The organism is Mesorhizobium loti, from assembly GCF_003148495.1.
Lineage (GTDB): Bacteria > Pseudomonadota > Alphaproteobacteria > Rhizobiales > Rhizobiaceae > Mesorhizobium > Mesorhizobium loti.
Window position 1 is genome coordinate 22,643 of record NZ_QGGH01000024.1, and the last position, 20,619, is coordinate 43,261.

The following is a 20,619-nucleotide window of genomic DNA, read 5'->3' on the forward strand; positions in this document are numbered from 1 at the left end:
AATGAGCATTCGTCGCATCGATGTTGGCCCGCGCATGAGCCAGATCGTCATTCACGGAGATACCGTCTATCTGGCCGGTCAGGTCGGTCAGCCGACCGGCAACGTCGCTTCGCAGACCAGGGATATCCTGGCGGCTGTCGACGAACTGCTGGCCAAGGCCGGCTCCGACAAGACCAAGATCCTGCAGGCGATCATCTGGCTGGCCGACATGACCACCTTTGCCGAGATGAACGCGGAGTGGGACAAGTGGGTGCCGCAAGGCAACACGCCGGCCCGCGCCACCGGCGAAGCGAAGCTCGCCACCCCGGAATATCTGGTCGAGGTTATTATTACGGCTGCGATTTGATCGGCGGTTTTCTACCTCCCCCTTGTGGGGAGGTCGGACCGAAGGTCCGGGTGGGGGTTGGCGTCGCTGCCCTCCGCTATGGCTCCGGGCGTTAGGCGTTCGAAAAGCCAAATCGTTGGCTTTTCGCCAGCCTGCGGCTGGACACGCCTCACCCCTGCGACGGCCTGAACCTTGCCACCAGCGTGTGGCTCTCGGCCGGGTAGGTAAAGCGCACATGGGTGACCGGGTGATCGGCGCTCCATGTCCGTCGCTCGACCACGAGGCACGGCGCGCCGGCTTCGATATCGAGCGCGGCCGCGATATGCCTGTCGGCGGCGACAGCGCGAATCCGGTGCTCGGCTTCGCTCCACGGCACGCGGCCAATCAGCCATGGTCCTGGCGCTATGGCCACGAATTCCTCGTCTGCTGCCTCGGGCACGGCGGTGAGATTGATCAGCCGCTGTTCATGCGCGAACGGACGCTCGCCAGCGAAATGCCCGCACTCCAGCGCCAGCACAGGCCCGGCCGCGCCCAGCTCCAGCAGGGCGCGATCCTCGGCGCTGCTGCGCCTTTTGTGTCGCGCGACGCGCTCGTAGCGGTAGGGTAGGCCGAGCGCTTCGACCTCGATGCGGATGTCGTGGATTTCCAGCACCGCCGCCTGCGACTGCGGCCGGCGCACAAAGCTGCCTGAGCGGCGGCGCCGCTCGATCAGCCCAGCCTTGGCAAGCTGCGACAGCGCCTTGTTCACCGTCATGCGCGAGCAATTGTATTGCGTGCTCAGCTCGTGCTCGAACGGAATGCGGTGACCAGGCGCCCAGGCACCGGACATGATGCGTTCACTGATGTCGGACAGGATGCGCTGGTGCAGCGAGACGCTACCTTCAGCATCCGCAGTCTCGACAATGCTCATGCCGAAAGCGCCATCATAACGCTGCGAAACCGCTCGGTGATGGCCTCGCGCTTGACATGCCTGCCGCCGCTGACCTGTTTCTGGCCATGCACCCAGACGCAATCGACCTTGCTGCCATTGGCGAAGATCCAGGCGTCGAGGATTGCGTCACCGGTCTTGCCGGCCAGCGAGGGATTGTTGGCGTCGAGCGAGACGAGATCGGCGGATGCGCCGGCTGCGATTGCGGAGGCGCCGGCGCCAAGGGCGACGCTGCCGCCGTCGAGTGCGGCGTCGAACAGCGCGCGGCCGGTCGAGCCGCCCGCGACCGCCAGCACATTGCGGGCGCGGTGGGCGAGGCGCTGGGAATATTCGAGTTGGCGCAACTCGTCGGGCAGGCCGATCAGCACGTTGGAATCGGAGCCGACGCCAAAGCGGCCGCCATGTTCTCTGAACAGCGGCGCTGCAAAAGTGCCGTCACCGAGATTGGCCTCGGTGATCGGGCAAAGACCGGCGATGGCGCCACTCTTGGCCATGCCGATCGTTTCCGCATCGGTCATGTGAGTGGCGTGGATCAGGCACCAGCGCTTGTCGACTTTGGCATGGCCAAGCAGAAATTCGACCGGCCGCGCGCCCGACCAGGCAAGGCAATCCTCGACTTCCTTCACCTGCTCGGCAATGTGGATGTGGATAGGCCCATCCGGCACCATCTCGGCCACCTCAATCAGTTCTTCCGGTGTCGCCGCGCGCAAACTGTGCGGGGCAACGCCGACAACCGCTTGATTCAAAGTGCGAACGCATTCCCGGCTTTTCTCAACAAGCCGCGAGAACCGATTCACATCGTTGATGAATCGCCGCTGGCCTTCGTTTGGCGCGGCACCGCCGAAAGACGAACGTGCGTAAAACACCGGCAGCAGCGTCAGGCCGATGCCCGTTTCGCCGGCCGCGGCCGCAATGCGCTCGGCCATCTCGGCGAGGTTGGCGTAGGGTTTTCCATCGCGGTCGTGATGCAGATAGTGAAATTCGCCGACGCGTGAAAAACCGGCCTCCAGCATCTCGACATAGAGCTGCGCTGCAACCGCCTCGACCTGATCGGGCGTCATCGACAGGGCGAAACGGTACATCACCTCGCGCCAGCTCCAGAAACTGTCGGCGGAGGGGCCGCGAAGCTCGGCAAGGCCGGCCATGCCGCGCTGGAAGGCGTGACTGTGCAGGTTGGGCATGCCGGGCAACAGGATCGCGTGGCGTTCGTCGCCGGCTGCCGCTGCGGCACCAGGCTGAACGGCTGTAATGCGTCCCTCGGCCAAGGTGAGCCGCACATTGTCGTGCCAGCCATTGGGAAGGAGTGCCTGCTCCGCGAAGATATCAGTCACTTTTCTCTCCAGTTCTCTGTCTCTCATGCGATGATGGCACTTGCAGCGCGTTTCAATATGTATATACATAATAACCATCGATTGAAACGGAAAAGATGATGGCCGCAGAGAGCAAAAGCCGGGCAGGGGGTCTTCGTCTGTGGCGCAATGCGCGCCTGGCGACCATGGCCGAAAGTTCTGCGGGACTTGGCATCGTCGAACAGGGCGCGATCGCTGCGCGGGATGGCCGCATAGTGTACGCCGGTCCCGAAGCGGAGCTGCCCTCAACACTTGCCCAGGGCGCTGAGACGGTCGATTGCGAGGGCCGCTGGATCACGCCCGGCCTGATCGACTGCCATACCCATCTGGTCCATGCCGGCAACCGCGCCAACGAATTCGAGATGCGGCTGGCCGGCGCCAGCTATGAAGAAGTCGCCAGGGCCGGCGGCGGCATTGTCTCTTCGGTCAAATCCTTGCGCGCCGCCAGCGAAGACGATCTGGTCACCCAATCGCTGCCGCGCCTCGATGCGCTGATCGCCGAGGGTGCTACCACGATCGAAATCAAATCGGGCTACGGCCTCGATCTCGAAAACGAAAAGAAGTCGCTGCGTGCGGCCCGCCAATTGGGTGAAAAGCGGCCTGTGACGATCCGCACGACTTTCCTCGGCGCCCACGCGCTGCCGCCGGAAGCCAGGGGCGACAAGGACGCTTTCATCGATCTGGTCGCCAAGGAAATTCTCCCGGCGGTTGCCGCCGAGGGGCTGGCCGATGCCGTCGACGGGTTTTGCGAGGGCATCGCCTTTTCGCCGGACCAGATGGCGCGCGTCTTCGATGCCGCCAAGGCCGCCGGCCTGCCGGTCAAGCTTCATGCCGACCAGCTGTCCAACCTGCATGGCGCCGAACTCGCCGCCCGCTATGGCGCGCTGTCGGCCGACCATCTCGAATACACCGATGAGGCGGGTGCGGTGGCGATGGCCAAGGCCGGAACCGTGGCAACGATCCTGCCCGGTGCCTACTATTTCATTCGCGAAACAAAAAAGCCCCCGATCGGCCTGTTTCGCCAGCACGGCGTCAAGATGGCTGTCGCCACCGACAACAATCCCGGCACCTCGCCGCTGACCTCGCTGCTGATGACCATGAACATGGCCGCGACCCTGTTCGGCCTGACCGTCGACGAATGTCTTGCCGGCGTCACCCGCGAGGCGGCCCGCGCGCTTGGTTTGCTGGGAGAAACCGGCACGCTTGAGGTCGGAAAATCCGCCGACCTGGCGATCTGGGACATCGAGCGCCCCGCCGAACTCGTCTACCGCATGGGCTTCAACCCGCTGCATGCCCGCATCTGGAGAGGACAATGACCGAACTGACCCTGAAGCCCGGCAATGCGACGCTGGCCGACTGGCGCGCCATCTATCGTGGCGCCGTGCCGAAGCTCGACGATGCCTGCCGGCCAAAGATCAAGGCGAGCGCCGAGGCCGTCGCCAGGATCGTTGCCAAGGGCGAGCCGGTCTATGGCATCAACACCGGCTTCGGCAAACTGGCGAGCGTCCGCATTCCGGCCGAAGACCTGGAGACCTTGCAGCGCAACATCGTGCTGTCGCACGCCGCCGGCGTCGGCGAGCCGATGCCATCAGCCGTTTGCCGGCTGATGATGGCGCTGAAGCTCGCCAGCCTGGCGCAGGGCGCCTCCGGCGTGCGGCCGCAAACCATCGAGTTGCTCGAAGCGATGCTGGCCAACGACGTCATCCCCGTGGTGCCGGCGCAAGGCTCGGTCGGCGCCTCCGGTGACCTTGCCCCGCTGTCGCACATGACGGCGGTGATGATCGGCGTCGGCGAATGCTTCACCCCGCATGGGCGCTTCCCGGCCAAGGTCGCCTTTGTCTCGCATGGGCTGGAGCCGGTGACATTGGGCGCCAAGGAAGGCCTGGCGCTGCTTAATGGCACGCAGTTTTCGACGGCCTATGCGCTGGCCGCTTTGTTCGAGGCCGAAGTGCTCTACCAGTCGGCGCTGGTCGCCGGCGCCTTGTCGACCGACGCCGCAAAAGGCTCCGATGCACCCTTCGATCCGCGCATTCATGCCTTGAGAAAGCATCGCGGCCAGATCGAGACGGCGGACGCGCTGCGCAATCTGATGGCCGGCAGCGCCATCCGTGAATCGCACCGGGTTGGCGACGAGCGTGTGCAGGATCCGTATTGCTTGCGCTGCCAGCCACAGGTCATGGGCGCGGCACTCACCGTGCTGCGCCAGGCGGCCGACACGCTGGGCACCGAGGCCAATGGCGTCACCGACAATCCGCTGATCTTCGCCGAGGATGACACCGCACTGTCCGGCGGCAATTTCCACGCCGAGCCGGTGGCCTTCGCCGCCGACATGATCGCGCTCGCCGTCTGCGAGATCGGCTCGTTGTCGGAACGCCGCATCGCCATGCTGGTCGACCCGGCATTGTCGGGGATGCCGGCCTTTTTGACGCCGAAGCCCGGTCTGAACTCCGGCTTCATGATCCCGCAGGTGACTGCGGCGGCGCTCGTCTCCGAAAACAAGCAGAAAGCCTATCCGGCCAGCGTCGATTCCATCCCCACCTCGGCCAACCAGGAAGATCACGTTTCGATGGCGGCGCACGGTGCGCGCCGGCTGATCGGCATGGTCGAGAACGCCACCGCGGTGATCGGCATCGAACTGCTGGCCGCGGCGCAAGGCTGCGACTTCCATGCGCCGCTGGCGTCGAGCGCGGCGCTCGAGGCCGTGCGCAAGCTGGTCCGGGCCGAGGTGTCGCATCTCGACAATGACCGGCATTTCCACCCCGATATGGAAAAGGCGATCGCCATGGTGCGCAGCGGCGCGACCATCAAGGCGGCGGGTGCGATAACGCTGCCGTCGATTTCGGGAGCGGCATGATGGCAAGCACGCCCTGGCTCACCGTTACGCCTGGCACGGCCCCGCTGCTGGTGTCGATCCCGCACACCGGGATTGATCTCGCCGGCCTCGAGAACCGGCTGGTGTCACCCTGGCTCGGTCGCCGCGACTGCGACTGGTGGATCGACATGCTCTACGATTTCGTGACCGACCTCGGTGCAACTGTCGTGCACACCGCGATCTCTCGCACCGTCATCGACGTCAACCGTGATCCATCCGGCGCATCGCTCTATCCCGGCCAGGCGACGACCGGCCTCTGCCCGACAGAAACCTTCGACGGGGATCCGCTCTACCGCGAAGGCGAGGAGCCGGGACCTTCAGAGGTTGATGAGCGGCGCGAAAAATTCTTCGTGCCCTACCATGCCGCCTTGCAGGCCGAGATCGGCCGCTTGCGCGGGCTGCACGAGAAGATCGTTCTCTATGACTGCCATTCGATCCGCTCGGTGCTGCCGCGCCTGTTTGAAGGCACACTGCCGGTGTTCAATCTCGGCACCAATGACGGCAAGAGCGCCGATCCGACCTTGCAGGCGATGGTCGATCAGATCATCGCCGAGACCGGCGAGACCTCTGTCGTCAATGGCCGTTTCAAGGGCGGCTGGATCACGCGCCATTTCGGACAACCTCAAGATGGCGTGCATGCGCTGCAGATGGAGCTGTCCAACCGTGGCTACATGCGCGAGCCGGAAGGCAAGGGCGTGCCGGACAACTGGCCTGTGCCTTACGATGCCGAGTTTGCAGCACCGATCCGCGCCACGCTGCGGAAAATCCTCGAGACCGCGACATCCTGGGCGCGCGTCTGACATCAGGTCCTTTTATGGAGTGACGCCATGAACAATCCTCGCCACAATATCCGCGAAGTCCGCAGCCCGCGCGGCACGGAAATCAGCGCCCGCTCCTGGCTGACGGAAGCGCCGTTGCGCATGCTGATGAACAATCTCGACCCAGACGTCGCCGAAAATCCCAACGAGCTGGTCGTCTATGGCGGCATCGGCCGGGCGGCGCGGACCTGGAACGACTTCGACCGCATCGTCGCCTCGTTGAGGACGCTGGCCGATGACGAGACTTTGATTGTGCAGTCGGGCAAGCCGGTCGGCGTCTTCCGCACCCATCCCGATGCGCCGCGCGTGCTGATCGCCAATTCCAACCTGGTGCCGCACTGGGCGACCTGGGAAAAGTTCAACGAACTCGATAAGAAGGGCCTGATGATGTACGGCCAGATGACGGCCGGCTCGTGGATCTACATCGGCACGCAAGGCATCGTGCAGGGCACCTACGAAACCTTCGTCGAGGCCGGCCGCCAGCATTATGGCGGCAATCTCAAGGGAAAATGGATCCTGACCGGCGGGCTCGGCGGCATGGGCGGCGCCCAGCCACTCGCCGCCGTCATGGCCGGCGCCTGCTGCCTGGCCATCGAATGCAACCCGGACTCGATCGATTTTCGCCTGCGCACCCGCTATGTCGACGAGCGCGCCGACACGCTCGACGAGGCGCTGGAAAAGATCGAGCGCTGGACCAAGGCCGGCGAGGCGAAGTCGGTCGGACTGCTCGGCAATACGGCCGAGATCGTGCCGGAAATGTTCAGGCGTGGCATTCGCCCCGATATGGTCACCGACCAGACCTCGGCGCATGATCCCATCAACGGCTATCTGCCGAAGGGCTGGACGATGGCCGAGTGGCGCGAGAAGCGCGTCAGCGACCCCAAGGCTGTCGAGAAGGCGGCCCGCGCTTCGATGCGCGAACATGTCGAGGCGATGGTGGCGTTCTGGAACGCCGGCGTGCCGACGCTCGACTATGGCAACAACATCCGCCAGGTGGCCAAGGAGGAGGGCTTCGAGAACGCCTTTGCCTTCCCCGGCTTCGTGCCGGCCTACATCCGTCCGCTGTTTTGCCGCGGCATCGGCCCGTTCCGCTGGGCAGCCTTGTCGGGCGATCCCGAGGATATCTACAAGACCGATGCCAAGGTGCGCGAGTTGACGCCCGGCAACACCCATCTTCACAACTGGCTCGATATGGCGCGTGAGCGCATTGCTTTCCAGGGGCTGCCGGCGCGCATCTGCTGGGTCGGCCTCGGCGACCGGCATCGGCTGGGCCTCGCCTTCAACGAGATGGTGGCCAAGGGCGAGCTGAAAGCGCCGGTCGTCATCGGCCGCGATCACCTCGATTCCGGCTCGGTCGCCTCGCCGAACCGCGAAACGGAATCGATGAAGGACGGCTCGGACGCCGTGTCCGACTGGCCGCTGCTCAACGCACTGCTCAACACGGCGTCTGGCGCCACCTGGGTGTCGCTGCACCATGGCGGCGGCGTCGGCATGGGCTTTTCCCAGCACGCCGGCATGGTCATCGTCGCCGACGGCACGCGCGACGCCGCCAGGCGCCTGGAACGGGTGTTGTGGAACGACCCGGCGACCGGTGTCATGCGCCACGCCGATGCCGGCTACGACATCGCCATCGAATGCGCCAAGGAGCACCAACTCAACCTGCCTGGCATTCTCGGGTAACGGACTGATTTCATGCGCATCCTGCGGGCAGCCGAATACCGGTCGATGCCGTGGAAGAACGGCGGCGGCGTGACGACAGAAATCGCCGTCTCGCCCACCGGTGCCGGGCTCGACGACTTCGGCTGGCGCGTCTCGATGGCGCGCGTCGAATTGAGCGGCCCGTTCTCGCAGTTTGCCGGTATCGACCGCACCCTGGCCGTGCTCGAAGGCGACGGCATCGTCCTCGAGATTGCCGGCTACCCGCCGACATCCATAAACAGGGTGACCGACCCGTTTTCCTTCCCGGCCGACGTGCAGACCTCGGCCGCGCTGATTGGCGGGCCGATCACCGATCTCAATGTCATGACCCGCCGAAGCCGGATGATGCATTCGGTCGAACGCCTGGTGATTTCGGCTCCCGTGGAAATCCGGACTGAAGCCGACACAACCCTTATCCTGTGCTTGAACGGCGAAGTCATCGTGCCCGCCGCCGAACCGGTTCGCCTCGGGCCGCTCGACACACTGCTGCCCGAGCCGGACAGCGCCAGCCTGCTTGTCCAGCCCGCCCATGAGACAACGCTGTTCGTGATCCGGATCGGCGGCATCTCCGGCAACGATTAACGCTTGTTTCCAAACATGATCGCGATGCCGGCGAATTATAGCGTAAGCTGACGGCGGGCATCACGAAAAAGCCCGAATCCTCCCCGTCGATCGATCTCGACGGGAGGAGGGGCGCTCGTCGTTGTTTTTCGCTGAGAGGTGACGCCCTGTCGTGGTGCGGAAACAAACTTTCGGCAAATGGGGTTTATGCAACCAATTGCATTTGAATCGGTTTTAGGGCCATTGCCGTGGCGGTGACGCCGCTGACTGCCCGCTTACGGAATTTTCAATGAATATTCAGACGAACCCTGCCCAAATCGAGAAGACAAGCGCGAGCTTCCCGGCCATCACCGAAGAGCCGATCCGCTCCAATTACCTGCCCGAAGAGCGCCTTCGGCTGCTCGGTGAAAGCCTGGCAAAAGGCGACCTCACCGATCTGTTCGGCCTGACGCCCTTCGATTTTCAGGCGCGTGTCCGCGACAGCGCCAAGAAGATCCTGGAAGTCTACCGGTCAACCAATGCGGCGCAGGCGAGAGGCGAGACGATCACGCCGGCGGCACAATGGCTGCTCGATAACAATTATCTGGTCGAAGAGACCATTTTCCAGGTCAAGCGCGACCTGCCGCGCCGCTTCTATCGCCAGCTGCCGACCTTGAAACTGCCTGACAATGGCAGCGTGCCGCGCGCGCTGGCGCTGGCATGGACCTATGTGGCGCATTCGGACAGTTCCGTGTCGGCGACGATGTTCAAGGCCATCGTTCAGGGCTTCCAGTCGGTCGAACCGCTGAAGATCGGCGAACTTTGGGCGCTGCCTTCGCTGTTGCGCTTCGTCCTGATCGAAAATCTCCGCCGGCTGGCGGTCAGGGTCAATCGCACCCGTCAGATGCGCCAGATCGCCAATGATGTGGCGGACAAGGTTCTGGCGACCGACGACAGCGCCGACCGGCAGGCGATCCTGTCCAACTTCAGCGCCCACGCGCAGGACACCACCTTTGCCACCCAGCTGCTCTACCGTCTGCGTGATGGATCGCAGAATGCTGGCAAGGCCCTGGAATGGCTGGAAGGCGAGCTCGAAAAGACCGGCTCCGATGCCGAGGAAATCATCATTTCCGAACACCACACGCTGTCCAGCGGCAATGTGACGACGGGCAACATCATCCGCGGCCTGCGCCTCATCAACGACGTCGACTGGACCGTGTGGTTCGAAGGCGTCAGCCGCATCGACACCGTGCTGCGCGAGCGCACCGATTTCGCCGCGCTCGACTTCTTCTCGCGGGACCAGTACCGGACCGCGATCGAGGAACTCGCGCGCCGCTCGGATCTTTCGGAATATCGCGTCGCCGAAAAGGCCATCGAGTTGGCCGGCCATGCCGCCAGCGAGACCATGCTAGGCGATGGTGAAAGCGATGCGGGTCCGATCTTATCCGCCCACACCGATGTCGGTTTCTTTCTTGTCGGCCCACGCCGGCTGGAGCTGGAGAAGGCGATCGGCTACCGGCCGACCATCAGCCAGACGGTCAAGCGCGCCTTCCGCAAGACCGGGTGGCTTGGCATCGTCGTACCGGTGTTTGCGCTGACGGCCCTGCTTCTCGTCCTCTCCGGCAACGCACTGGCCAATCTCGGCTTGTCGGTGCCGTCGATCGTCCTGATGCTGGCGCTGTTCGCCGTGCCGGCCAGCGAGGGCGCGCTCGCCTTCTTCAACACTGTCGTTTCGCTGTTCCTCAAACCGACGCGCCTTGTCGGCTACGATTACAGGCACGGCGTACCGCCCGAGGCGCGCACGCTTGTTGTGGTGCCGTCGCTGATCGGCTCGCGCGACGATGTCGAGGAAAACATCCGCAACATCGAGGTGCATCATCTCGCCAACACCGCCGATGAAATCCATTTCGCGCTGTTGTCGGACTGGCCCGACAGCAAGACCGAGATCGATGCGGCGGATACCGAAATCCTCGAATTCGCCCGCGCCGAGATCGCCCGTCTCAACGCCCGCTATCCCTCCGAAGGCGCGCAGCGTTTCTACATCCTGCACCGGCGCCGGCTGTTCAATGCGGCTCAAGGGTCCTGGATGGGCTGGGAGCGCAAGCGCGGCAAGCTGCACGAACTCGACCTTCTGCTGCGCGGCGACAGCGACACCACGTTCCTGCCGCTCGACGTGCCGCTGCCGGAGAACGTCGTCCATGTGATGACGCTCGACGCCGACACGCGCACCACCCGCGACGCTGTCGCGACCCTCGTCGGCAAGCTTTGCCACCCGCTCAACCGCCCGCATTTCGATGCCAGCAAGCGCGTTGTCACCGCCGGCTATGCGATCCTGCAGCCGCGCATCACCGCGTCGCTGACCAGCGGCGACGATGCGTCGTTTTTCCAGCGGGTCTTTTCGGCCAATCGCGGCCTCGACCCCTATGTCTTTGCCGTGTCCGATCTCTATCAGGACGTCTTCGGCGACGGTTCTTTCACCGGCAAGGGCCTCTACCATGTCGACGCTTTCGAGGCGGCGCTGCAGGGCCGCATCGAGGAAAACACCATCCTCAGCCACGATCTGCTGGAAGGCGCGCTGGCGCGCTCGGCGCTGGTCACCGACGTCGAACTGGTCGAGGATTATCCGACCCGCTACTCGGTCGACGCCTCGCGCCATCACCGCTGGGCACGCGGCGACTGGCAGCTGCTCGGCTTCATGCTCGATCCGCGCTCCGGCGTGCCAGCCCTGTCGCGCTGGAAGATGATCGACAATCTACGCCGCTCGCTCACGCCGATCTTCTGGGTGATGGCGGCGATCGCCGGCTGGACGCTGCTGCCCTTCACGCAGGCCGCGCAATGGCAGGCCCTGCTGATCCTCAGCCTGTTCATGGCGCCGACATTCGACATCGTCAACGCCATCCTGCCCAAGAGCGGCGACCAGACGCCGCGCGGCCATTTCTCGGCCCTGGCGCGCGATGTTGCCTTCGGCACCGCCATGGTGGCGCTGAAGATCGTGCTGATGGCGCACAACGCCTGGATGATGGGCGACGCCATCGTCCGCACGCTCTACCGACTGTTCGTCAGTCGCCAGAACCTTTTGGAATGGCGCACCGCCTCGCAGGCGCACAAGGCGGGCGACAATGATATCGGATCGTATTACGGCATGATGTATGGCGCCGTGATCATCGGCTTCGTCGGCCTTGCCATTCCGGTGCTGGCCGATTCGACCGGCGCCTTCGTTGCCTTCTTTTTCGCCCTGTTCTGGATTGGCTCGCCCGCCATCGCCAGCTGGATCAGCCGTTCGGCTGAAACCGAGGACCGCTTGCGCATATCGCAGGCTGATATCCATACGTTGCGCACGGTGGCACGGCGCACATGGCACTATTTCGAAAGCTTCGTGACGTCAGAGCATCACCATCTGCCGCCGGACAATTTCCAGGAAAGCCCGGCGCCGGTCGTCGCACCTCGCACCTCGCCGACCAATATCGGCGTCTATCTGCTGTCCGTCGTCTCTGCCCGCGACTTCGGCTGGATCAGCCTGTCCGACGCCATCACCCGCATCGACGCCACCATGACGACGATCGAGGGCATGCCGCGTGATCGCGGCCACCTCTTCAACTGGTATGATACGACGACGCTGAAGCCGCTCTATCCGCTCTACATCTCGGCTGTCGACAGCGGCAATCTCGCCGGCCATCTGGTGGCGGTGGCGGCAGCTTGCGCCGAATGGGCCGAAGCGCCCTCCGTCCATCTCCAGGGTGATTTCGAAGGCATTCTCGACACCGTCACCATTCTCGGCGAAAGCCTTGATGAGCTGCCCGACGACCGCCGCCAGCTGCGACCCCTGCGCCAGCGCCTCGCCGACCGTCTCGACGGCATGCGGCGCGCGGTCGACACCATCAAGGCGCAGCCGGAAATGGCGTCGATCCGCACCATCAATCTGGCCGTGCTGGCCGGCGAGATCCGCAAGCTTGCCACAGCCATCCACACCGAGGCGGCGTCGCCGCAGAGCGACGTCATCGTCGACTGGGCGGCAAGGCTCGAAGCCACCTGCGAAGCGCACGTTCATGACGCGCACAGCGACGACAATGCCGTCGAAGCGCTGCGTGCCAAGCTGCTCACCTTGCGCGAGCGCACGCGTCGCTTCGCCTTCGAAATGGATTTCTCCTTCCTGATGCGGCCGGAGCGCAAGCTGCTGTCCATCGGTTACCGGGTCGAGGAACACCAGCTCGATGAAAGCTGCTACGACCTTTTGGCTTCCGAGGCGCGGCTGACCAGCCTGTTCGCCATCGCCAAGGGTGACCTGCCGACCGAGCACTGGTTCCGGCTGGGCCGGCCGATCGTCGAGATCGGGTTCCAGGGCGCGCTGATGTCCTGGTCCGGCTCGATGTTCGAATATTTGATGCCGCCGCTGGTGATGAAGGAGCCGCAGGGCTCGATTCTCAACCAGACCAGCAAGCTGATCATCAAGCGCCAGATCCAGTACGGCCGCCAGAAGAACGTGCCGTGGGGCATTTCGGAAGCGGCCTACAACGCCCGCGACCGTGAACTGACCTACCAGTACACCAATTTCGGCGTTCCCGGCCTGGGGCTGAAGCGCGGCCTTGGCCAGAACACGGTGATCGCGCCTTACGCCACCATATTGGCGGCCCAGTTCAACCCGCGCGAAGCCGTGCAGAACCTCGCCCGATTGCGGGAGATCGGCGCGCTTGGCCGCCACGGATACTATGACGCCGTCGACTTCACGCCGCAGCGCGTGCCGGAAGGCTCGGACCATGTCGTCGTGCAGAACTACATGGCCCACCATTCGGGCATGTCGATCGTGGCGGTTGCCGACGCCATCTTCGAAGGCCGTATGCGCGACCGTTTCCACAGCGATCCGGTCATCGAATCGGCCGAACTTTTGCTGCAGGAGAGGGCGCCGCGCGATATCCCGACCGCGACCGTCAGGACAGAGGCCGACGAACGCGCCAAGGACGAGACCGAAGTCGACAGCCCCGACACCCGCATCGTGCTCAACCCACTGCAGTCGCTGCGGTCGACCAGCGTCATGTCGAACGGCCGCTATTCGGTGATGGTCACCGCGACCGGCTCGGGCTACAGCCGCTGGGGCGATCTCTCCGTCACCCGCTGGCAGCCGGATCCGACCGAGGACCGGCTCGGCTCCTACATCTTCCTGCGTGACGCCGGCACCGGCGACTGGTGGTCGGCGACATCAGAGCCGAAGCGTGCGGCCGAGGAAAAGGCGCAGACTTTGTTCTCCGACGACAAGGCGAGCTTCGTCAAATCGGTGGGCACGTTGCGCTCCGAGGTCGAATGCATCGTCATCTCGGAAGGCAATGGCGAGGGCCGTCGGGTCACGCTCTATAATGATGGTCCGTCCGACCGTCACATTGAAGTGACCTCCTTCGCCGAGCTGGTACTCGGCCTGGAAGCGTCCGACAACGCGCATCCGGCCTTCTCGAAGATGTTCGTGGAAACCGAGATTGCATCGAATAACGCGGCGATCTTCGCCACGCGGCGCAAGCGCGAGACCAGCGAGCCGGATATCGCCATGGTGCATTTCGTCACCGATCCGTCCGGATCGGCGCGCGATGCCGAGGCCGAGACCGACAGGCGCGCCTTCATAGGCCGTGGCCGTACCATTGTCGACGCGGCCGCCTTCGATCCGGGCGCCAGGCTTGGCGGCCATTCGGGCTTCACGCTCGATCCCGTCGCCTCGCTGCGCCGTCAGGTGCGCGTGCCGGCCAACAAGAAGATATCGCTGACCTTCTGGACCGTCGTCGGCGCCGGCCGCACTGAGCTGGACGAGGCAATCGCCCGGCTAGACCACCCGGAGAGCTTTGCCCGCCAGGCCATGCTCGCTTGGACGCGCAGCCAGGTGCAGACCCGCCATATGGGCCTCAGCCTGACCGATGCCGCCAATGTGCAGAAGCTGGCGCGCTACCTGATCTATCCGGATCCGTTCCTGCGTCTTCCCGCCGAATCCATCGCCTCGGGGCTGGGCAAGCAGTCGAGCCTGTGGCCGACCAGCATTTCCGGCGATTTCCCGATCTTCCTGGTCAGGATCGGCGACGTTGCCGATCTCGAAATCGTCGCCCAGGCGCTGCGTTTCCAGGAGTATATGCGCACCCGCGGCATGATGATCGACTTCGTCGTCGTCAACGAGCAGGCGTCCTCCTATGTTCAGGACCTGCAGCGGGCGGTCGAGACTCTGTGCGAAAACAGCCGTTTGCGCGGCAAGGAGCTCGGACCTCGCCAGCACATTTTCGCGGTGCGCCGCGACCTGATGGACGAGACGACCTACAAGACGCTGCTCGCCGTCGCCCGGGTGGTCCTGCACACGCGCAACGGCACCATCTTCGATCAGATCGAGCGGGCCGAGGCGGCCGCCCTGCAGGCGCGCGACGCCCTGCTGCCGGCCGCACTGCCGGTTCTGCGTGAATTACCATCGCTTACGCCCACGACGCATGCATCTGCCTCGCAGGCGGTGGCGAATGTCAGCGCCGATGGCAGCGGGCTCAGCCAGTGGAACGGGTTTGGCGGTTTCGATGGCGACGGGCGGCACTATGTCGTGCGCCTGGCTGGCCGGCGCACCACGCCGCAGCCGTGGATCAACGTCGTCTCCAACGCCTCGTTCGGCTTTCACACCTCCGCTGAGGGGGCTGCCTTTACCTGGAGCCGAAACAGCCGCGACTACCAGTTGACGCCATGGTCGAATGATCCGGTCTCGAACCGGCCGGGCGAGGGCCTCTACATCTACGATCAGGCCAGCGGCAAGGCGTTTTCGCCGCTCGCCGCCATGGTGCGTGACCCCTCGATGACCTACGAGGCCTGGCATGGCCAGGGTTTCTCGACCTTCCGCTCGAAGCGCGGGCCGTTGTCGATGGACCTCACCCATGTCGTCGATCCGGTCGATCCGGTGAAGATTTCGCGGCTGCGCATCCAGAATTCCGGCTCGGTGCCGGCGCGGCTGCGTGTCTATGCCTATGCCGAATGGGTGCTCGGCGGGCATCGGTCGCGCACAGCGGCAACCATCGTCCCGTCGAGGGACGCCGCCACCGGGGCGTTGCTGGCACAAAATCCCTACGGGCTCGATTTCAGCGAACGGGTGGCCTTCCTTGCCGCCGACGGCGGCGTGCACTCGGTGACATCAGACCGCTCGGAGTTCCTCGGCCGGCATGGCTCCAGCGAGCTGCCGCAGGCGGTGCTGAGTGGTGCTGCGCTATCGGGCCGTGTCGAGGCCGGCGACGATCCGTGCGCGGCGATCGCCCGCGACATCGAGATTCCGGCCGGCGGCGACGTGACCCTGCTCTGGTTGCTCGGCGACGCCGAGTCCGTCGAGGAGGCGAGCGCGCTGGTCCAGGAACATCGGGTCAAGGATTTCGACCAGCGGCTGGCCGACAATGAGCGCGTGTGGCGCGGCTTTCTCGACACCATCCAGGTCGAGACACCGGACAAGGCGCTCGACGCCATGGTCAATCACTGGCTGCCCTATCAGAGCTTGGCCTGCCGCATCCGTGCCCGCTCCGCCTTCTATCAGGCCAGCGGTGCCTTCGGCTTCCGCGACCAGTTGCAGGACACGCTGGCGTTGCTGGCGCATGATCCGCAACTGGCGCGCGACCAGATACTCAACGCGGCGCGGCGGCAGTTCCCCGAAGGCGACGTGCAGCATTGGTGGCTGCCACGCACGGGCGCCGGCGTGCGCACGCTGATCTCCGACGACGTGGTCTGGCTGGCCCACGCCACGGCGCGCTACCTGCTGGTCACCGGTGACGCCACCATCCTCAAGGAGCAGTTGCCCTTCATCGACGGGCAGCCGCTGGGCGAGGGCGAACATGATGCCTTCTTCATCCCGGAGATTTCGAAGAAGACGGCGTCGCTCTACGACCATTGCGCGCGTGCGCTCGACCTGGCCATCAAACGCAGCAGCCCTGCGGGCCTGCCGCTAATCCTCGGCGGCGACTGGAACGACGGCATGAACCGCGTCGGCGAGCACGGCAAGGGCGAGAGCGTCTGGCTTGGCTGGTTCCTGCTGAAGACGCTGGGCGACTTCGCCCCCGTTGCCAAGACCGAGGGCGATGCCAAGCGTGCACAGGCCTGGGCAAAACATGCCGATGTTTTGAAGCGGGCGCTTGAGAGCACGGCATGGGATGGCGAATGGTACCGGCGCGGCAGCTTCGACGACGGCACCCCTCTGGGGTCTCGCAACTCGCAGGAGTGCAAGATCGACTCCATTGCCCAGTCCTGGAGCGTGCTTTCGGGGGAGGGCGATCCGGCACGGTCGACGACGGCGATGGAGCAGGCGACGAAGCTGCTCGTCGACGACAAGCTCAACATCGTCAAGCTGTTCACGCCGCCCTTCTCCAAGACGGAGAAGGACCCGGGTTACATTAAGAGCTATCCGCCCGGTGTGCGCGAGAATGGCGGTCAATACACCCATGCCGCCACATGGTTCGTCATCGCGCTCGCCGAGATGGGGCAGGTCGACGAGGCCTATCGCTGTTTCTCGATGCTGAATCCGGTCAACCATGCGACCGACGAGGCGTCGGCCGAGCACTATCGTGTCGAACCCTATGTCGTGGCGGCCGATATCTATGCCGGGGACGACAATGCCGGCAACAGCAAGGGCGGCCGTGGCGGCTGGACCTGGTACACCGGCTCCGCCGGCTGGCTTTATAGGGCGGCGGTCGAAGGCATTCTGGGTATCGAACGGCGCGGCAAGCGTGTCCAGTTCAAGCCGAAGCTGCCGAGTCACTGGGATGGGTATTCGGCAAATCTCAAGATGCTGGGGGCGGAACTCAGGGTTCGTGTCATCCGCGACAATAAGGCCAAGGCCGTGTCGCTGGAGGTGAATGGGGCCAAGACCAAGGTTTCGGCAGTCGAACTGAAGGACGGCGAAGTTGCCGAAATCCTCATCAGGATCCCGGCCTGAGGCACTTTACCCAACAGCATTCCCCTCGGGCTCAAGCCCGGGGGAGGCCGCGGTTTCGGCTCACGCCAGGATGAAAGGGCGGCATGCCGCCCGTGTTGCCATCGGCCCGCCCGCATGGCATGCGGCTGAGAGGCTTATAAAATCAAAGACTTGATGCCCATCGCAGGGCTCGCGCCAGGCGGCGAGGCTCGGCGTCCCGTATTCTTGGGCGCGCGCAAAGCCGCTTAGTTTTGACCTATACTGTGCAGACGGCGATTTCGGTCTTAGTCATCCGCCCGACATTGTAGCTGATTAAAATTGTGGCAGCACGCTCCAACTGCCATGATTTCGCCGCATGCCTGACATTTTACCTGTCTTCTCAAACCGTTAGGTGATCACGGCAGATTTCGGAACGTCGCCATCTTTTGTTCGCTCTGAGGGAACTGAAGAGGTACACGGCCATTGTTTTGCGACGTATCAACCGGTACGAGTCAAATGATGCAGTGCACAATAAACAGCGTGGCGGAGTAACTGGGGTGACCCTTCTGCAAATCTACTGGCGAGCACTCGGATATCTGGCCGCGGACAGGAAACGCGTCGCGTTGATCTGTTCGGCCAACGTGGCGCTCGCCATCGTAGCGCTTCTCGAGCCGATTATGTTCGGTCGCGTCATCGGCGCCATCTCCGAGCGCGGCTCTGTCTTCACCACGCTGGTGATGTGGGCTGGTCTCGGCGCCTTCAACATCGTTGCTTTCGTCATGGTGGCGCGCGGCGCTGACCGCTTTGCCCATGCGCGGCGCAGCGAAGTTCTGTGCCAGTCCTTCGAGCGCGTGATCACCATGCCGCTCGCCTGGCACCATCAGCACGGCACCTCCAATGCGTTGCACACGATGCTGCGCGCCGTCGAAACCCTGTTCAGCCTTTGGCTTGAATTCATGCGCCAGCATCTGTCCACGGCTGTCGCCCTCGTACTGCTGGTCCCAACCGCGATCAGCATGGACCTGCGCATGTCGCTGGTGCTGCTTGGCCTCGGACTGCTGTATGTCGGCATCGGCCGAATGGTAATGCGCCGCACCAAGGCGGGCCAGGCTGCGGTCGAGCGCCACTACCACAAGGTGTTCGAGCATGTGACCGACTCGGTCAGCAACGTTGCGGTGCTGCAGAGCTACAATCGCCTCGGCCACGAGGCCGATACGCTGCGCCACTACGTCAAGAACCTGCTCGACGCGCAGAATCCTGTGCTCGACTGGTGGGCGCTGGCCAATGCCTTGCACCGTCTGTCATCGGCAATCTCGATGCTGATCGTGTTGTCGATCGGCTCCTATCTCGTGACTCATGGTCAGTTGGGTATCGGCGACGTCATCGCCTTCACCGGTTTTGCGACGATGCTGATCGCTCGCCTCGACCAGATGTCGGCTTTCGCCAACCAGATTTCCGAGGCGCGCGCCAAGCTTGAAGATTTCTACCAGCTCGAGGACTCCGCGGCCGACGCAGCCGAGCCGGATGGGTTGCGCGATCTCGCTAACATCACCGGGCATGTCCGCTTCGAGAATGTCGGCTTCGAATTCGCCAATTCGGGCCAAGGCATCGACGACGTGTCGTTCGAAGTCCAGGCCGGCCAGACCGTTGCCATCGTCGGACCGACCGGCGCCGGCAAGACCACGCTCATCAATCTGCTGCAGCGTGTCTTCTCGCCGTCCCATGGCCGTATCCTGATCGACGGCGTCGACACACGCACCGTGACCCGCAAGTCGCTGCGTCATTCGATCGCCACCGTGTTCCAGGATGCCGGCCTGCTCAACCGTTCGATCGAGGACAACATCCGCGTCGGCCGCGCCGATGCGACCAATGACGAGATCCATGCCGCTGCCAACGCGGCCGCGGCGCAGGACTTCATCCTGTCCAAGAGCAATGGCTACGACACGGTGGTCGGCGAACGTGGCGGCCAGCTGTCGGGTGGCGAGCGTCAGCGCATCGCCATTGCCCGCGCCGTGCTGAAGGATGCCCCGATCCTGGTGCTCGACGAGGCGACCAGCGCGCTCGACGTCGAGACCGAGGACCGCGTCAAGGATGCGATAGACGAATTGCGGCGCGACCGCACCACCTTCATCATCGCCCACCGCCTGACCACCGTCCGCGACGCCGATCTGGTCGTGTTCATGGACAAGGGCAGGGTGGTCGAAATGGGCGGCTTCGCCGAACTGTCGCTGCGCAACGGCCGCTTTGCCAGCCTGCTGCGCGCCGGCGGCCTGCTCAACGACGAGGAGGTTCGCCGCCTCAGCCGCACCGTGCAGCAACAGCAGGAAGCGGCCGCCTGATCTTGGCGTCTCTGCCTTCTCCCCCCAGGGGGAGAAGGCAAGGCTAGCGTGCGACATAACCGCTCGATTGCCCCAAACGCACCGGCGGTCTATGTAGAGCCGCATGAGCGACACGACTTCACGACTGACCGGCTGGATGGATCTCGCCAACCCGACGCGCTTCGTCGGGCTGGCCGATAGGCTCGTGCCGTGGCTGGCGTCCATCGCCGCACTCATCCTCGCCGTCGGGCTCTATATGAGCTTCGCTGCGCCTGAGGATTTCCAGCAAGGCATCACCGTGCGCATCATGTACATCCACGTGCCTTTCGCCTGGCTGGCCATGATGTGCTACACGCTGATGGCGGTTTCCGCACTTGGCACGCTCGTCTGGCGGCATCCGCTGGCCGATGTCGCGCTGAAATCCGCCGCGCCCATCGGAGCCGTCTTCACCGCGCTTGCATTGATCACCGGCTCGATCTGGGGCAAGCCTATGTGGGGCACCTGGTGGGTTTGGGACGCACGGCTGACCTCGGTCTTCGTCCTGTTCCTGATGTATCTCGGCATCATCGCGCTGACCCGTGCCCTCGACGATGCCAGCCGCGCCGCCTGGGCCGCCGCCATCATCACGCTGGTCGGCTTCATCAACATCCCGATCATCAAATTCTCGGTCGACTGGTGGAACACGCTGCATCAGCCGGCTTCGGTGTTCCGCATGGGCGGCTCGACCATCGACCAAAGCCTGCTGTGGCCGCTGCTGGTGATGGCGCTCGGCTTCACCGTGCTGTTCTTTGCGCTGCACCTGATGGCGATGCGCACCGAAATCCGCCGCCGCCGCGTCATTGCAATGCGTCGCGTCGCCGCCAGGCAGGCCGAGCGGATCTAAGGCGCCATTGCGCCAG

The 20,619-nt window shown here is 64.2% G+C and carries 11 protein-coding genes; 9 read left to right on the forward strand and 2 right to left on the reverse strand.

What is annotated here, in order from left to right; all coding sequences use genetic code 11:
- Window position 1 precedes the first annotated feature (1 nt).
- Window positions 2-346: a RidA family protein gene (locus tag C8D77_RS35550; RefSeq protein ID WP_109672422.1), complete on the forward strand. Its 345-nt coding sequence runs from the start codon at window positions 2-4 to the stop codon at window positions 344-346.
- Window positions 347-494: 148 nt separating this feature from the next.
- On the opposite strand, the gene hutC is transcribed toward C8D77_RS35550, so the two are convergent.
- Together hutC and C8D77_RS35560 are read right to left on the reverse strand one after the other, a co-directional pair.
- Window positions 495-1,235 (reverse strand): histidine utilization transcriptional repressor HutC, encoded by a 741-nt coding sequence (gene hutC / locus C8D77_RS35555; RefSeq protein WP_109672424.1) that lies wholly within the window; start codon window positions 1,233-1,235, stop codon window positions 495-497.
- Window positions 1,232-2,584 carry a formimidoylglutamate deiminase gene (locus C8D77_RS35560; protein WP_109672427.1) on the reverse strand — a complete coding sequence of 451 codons (1,353 nt, stop codon included), beginning with the start codon at window positions 2,582-2,584 and terminating at the stop codon, window positions 1,232-1,234. Before C8D77_RS35560 ends, hutC begins: the two co-directional genes overlap by 4 nt.
- A 98-nt stretch (window positions 2,585-2,682) precedes the next feature.
- On the opposite strand from C8D77_RS35560, the gene hutI reads away from it, so the two are divergent.
- From hutI to C8D77_RS35600, 8 genes are all read left to right on the forward strand, one after another.
- A complete protein-coding gene (hutI, locus tag C8D77_RS35565; RefSeq protein WP_109672465.1) occupies window positions 2,683-3,918 on the forward strand; it encodes an imidazolonepropionase in 1,236 nt (411 codons plus the stop codon).
- A complete protein-coding gene (hutH, locus tag C8D77_RS35570; protein WP_109672430.1) occupies window positions 3,915-5,456 on the forward strand; it encodes a histidine ammonia-lyase in 1,542 nt (513 codons plus the stop codon). Before hutI ends, hutH begins: the two co-directional genes overlap by 4 nt.
- Window positions 5,456-6,274 carry an N-formylglutamate deformylase gene (gene hutG / locus C8D77_RS35575; RefSeq protein WP_109672433.1) on the forward strand — a complete coding sequence of 273 codons (819 nt, stop codon included), beginning with the start codon at window positions 5,456-5,458 and terminating at the stop codon, window positions 6,272-6,274. Before hutH ends, hutG begins: the two co-directional genes overlap by 1 nt.
- Before the next feature lie 27 nt (window positions 6,275-6,301).
- Complete coding sequence (hutU, locus tag C8D77_RS35580; RefSeq protein WP_109672436.1) at window positions 6,302-7,972, forward strand: urocanate hydratase; 1,671 nt, start codon at window positions 6,302-6,304, stop codon at window positions 7,970-7,972.
- Window positions 7,973-7,984: 12 nt separating this feature from the next.
- Entirely contained in the window at window positions 7,985-8,572 is a 588-nt protein-coding gene (locus C8D77_RS35585) for a HutD/Ves family protein (RefSeq protein ID WP_109672439.1), read from the forward strand.
- Between the two features lie 268 nt (window positions 8,573-8,840).
- Window positions 8,841-17,444: a glycoside hydrolase family 94 protein gene (locus C8D77_RS35590; protein WP_109672441.1), complete on the forward strand. Its 8,604-nt coding sequence runs from the start codon at window positions 8,841-8,843 to the stop codon at window positions 17,442-17,444.
- 515 nt (window positions 17,445-17,959) lie between these two features.
- Window positions 17,960-19,741, forward strand: coding sequence for a glucan ABC transporter ATP-binding protein/ permease (locus tag C8D77_RS35595; protein ID WP_109672443.1), 1,782 nt, complete (start codon window positions 17,960-17,962; stop codon window positions 19,739-19,741).
- Window positions 19,742-19,844: 103 nt separating this feature from the next.
- Window positions 19,845-20,603, forward strand: coding sequence for a heme ABC transporter permease (locus C8D77_RS35600; protein WP_109672446.1), 759 nt, complete (start codon window positions 19,845-19,847; stop codon window positions 20,601-20,603).
- The last annotated feature ends 16 nt before the right edge of the window (window positions 20,604-20,619 follow it).

Bases quoted from the DNA above. Each gene is read 5' to 3' on its own strand.
- C8D77_RS35550 (WP_109672422.1), top strand. From the start codon at position 2: ATGAGCATTCGTCGCATCGATGTTGGCCCGCGCATGAGCCAGATCGTC.
- C8D77_RS35590 (WP_109672441.1), top strand. From the start codon at position 8,841: ATGAATATTCAGACGAACCCTGCCCAAATCGAGAAGACAAGCGCGAGC.
- hutI (WP_109672465.1), top strand. From the start codon at position 2,683: ATGGCCGCAGAGAGCAAAAGCCGGGCAGGGGGTCTTCGTCTGTGGCGC.
- hutU (WP_109672436.1), top strand. From the start codon at position 6,302: ATGAACAATCCTCGCCACAATATCCGCGAAGTCCGCAGCCCGCGCGGC.
- C8D77_RS35600 (WP_109672446.1), top strand. From the start codon at position 19,845: ATGAGCGACACGACTTCACGACTGACCGGCTGGATGGATCTCGCCAAC.
- hutH (WP_109672430.1), top strand. From the start codon at position 3,915: ATGACCGAACTGACCCTGAAGCCCGGCAATGCGACGCTGGCCGACTGG.
- hutC (WP_109672424.1), bottom strand. From the start codon at position 1,235: ATGAGCATTGTCGAGACTGCGGATGCTGAAGGTAGCGTCTCGCTGCAC.
- hutG (WP_109672433.1), top strand. From the start codon at position 5,456: ATGGCAAGCACGCCCTGGCTCACCGTTACGCCTGGCACGGCCCCGCTG.
- C8D77_RS35585 (WP_109672439.1), top strand. From the start codon at position 7,985: ATGCGCATCCTGCGGGCAGCCGAATACCGGTCGATGCCGTGGAAGAAC.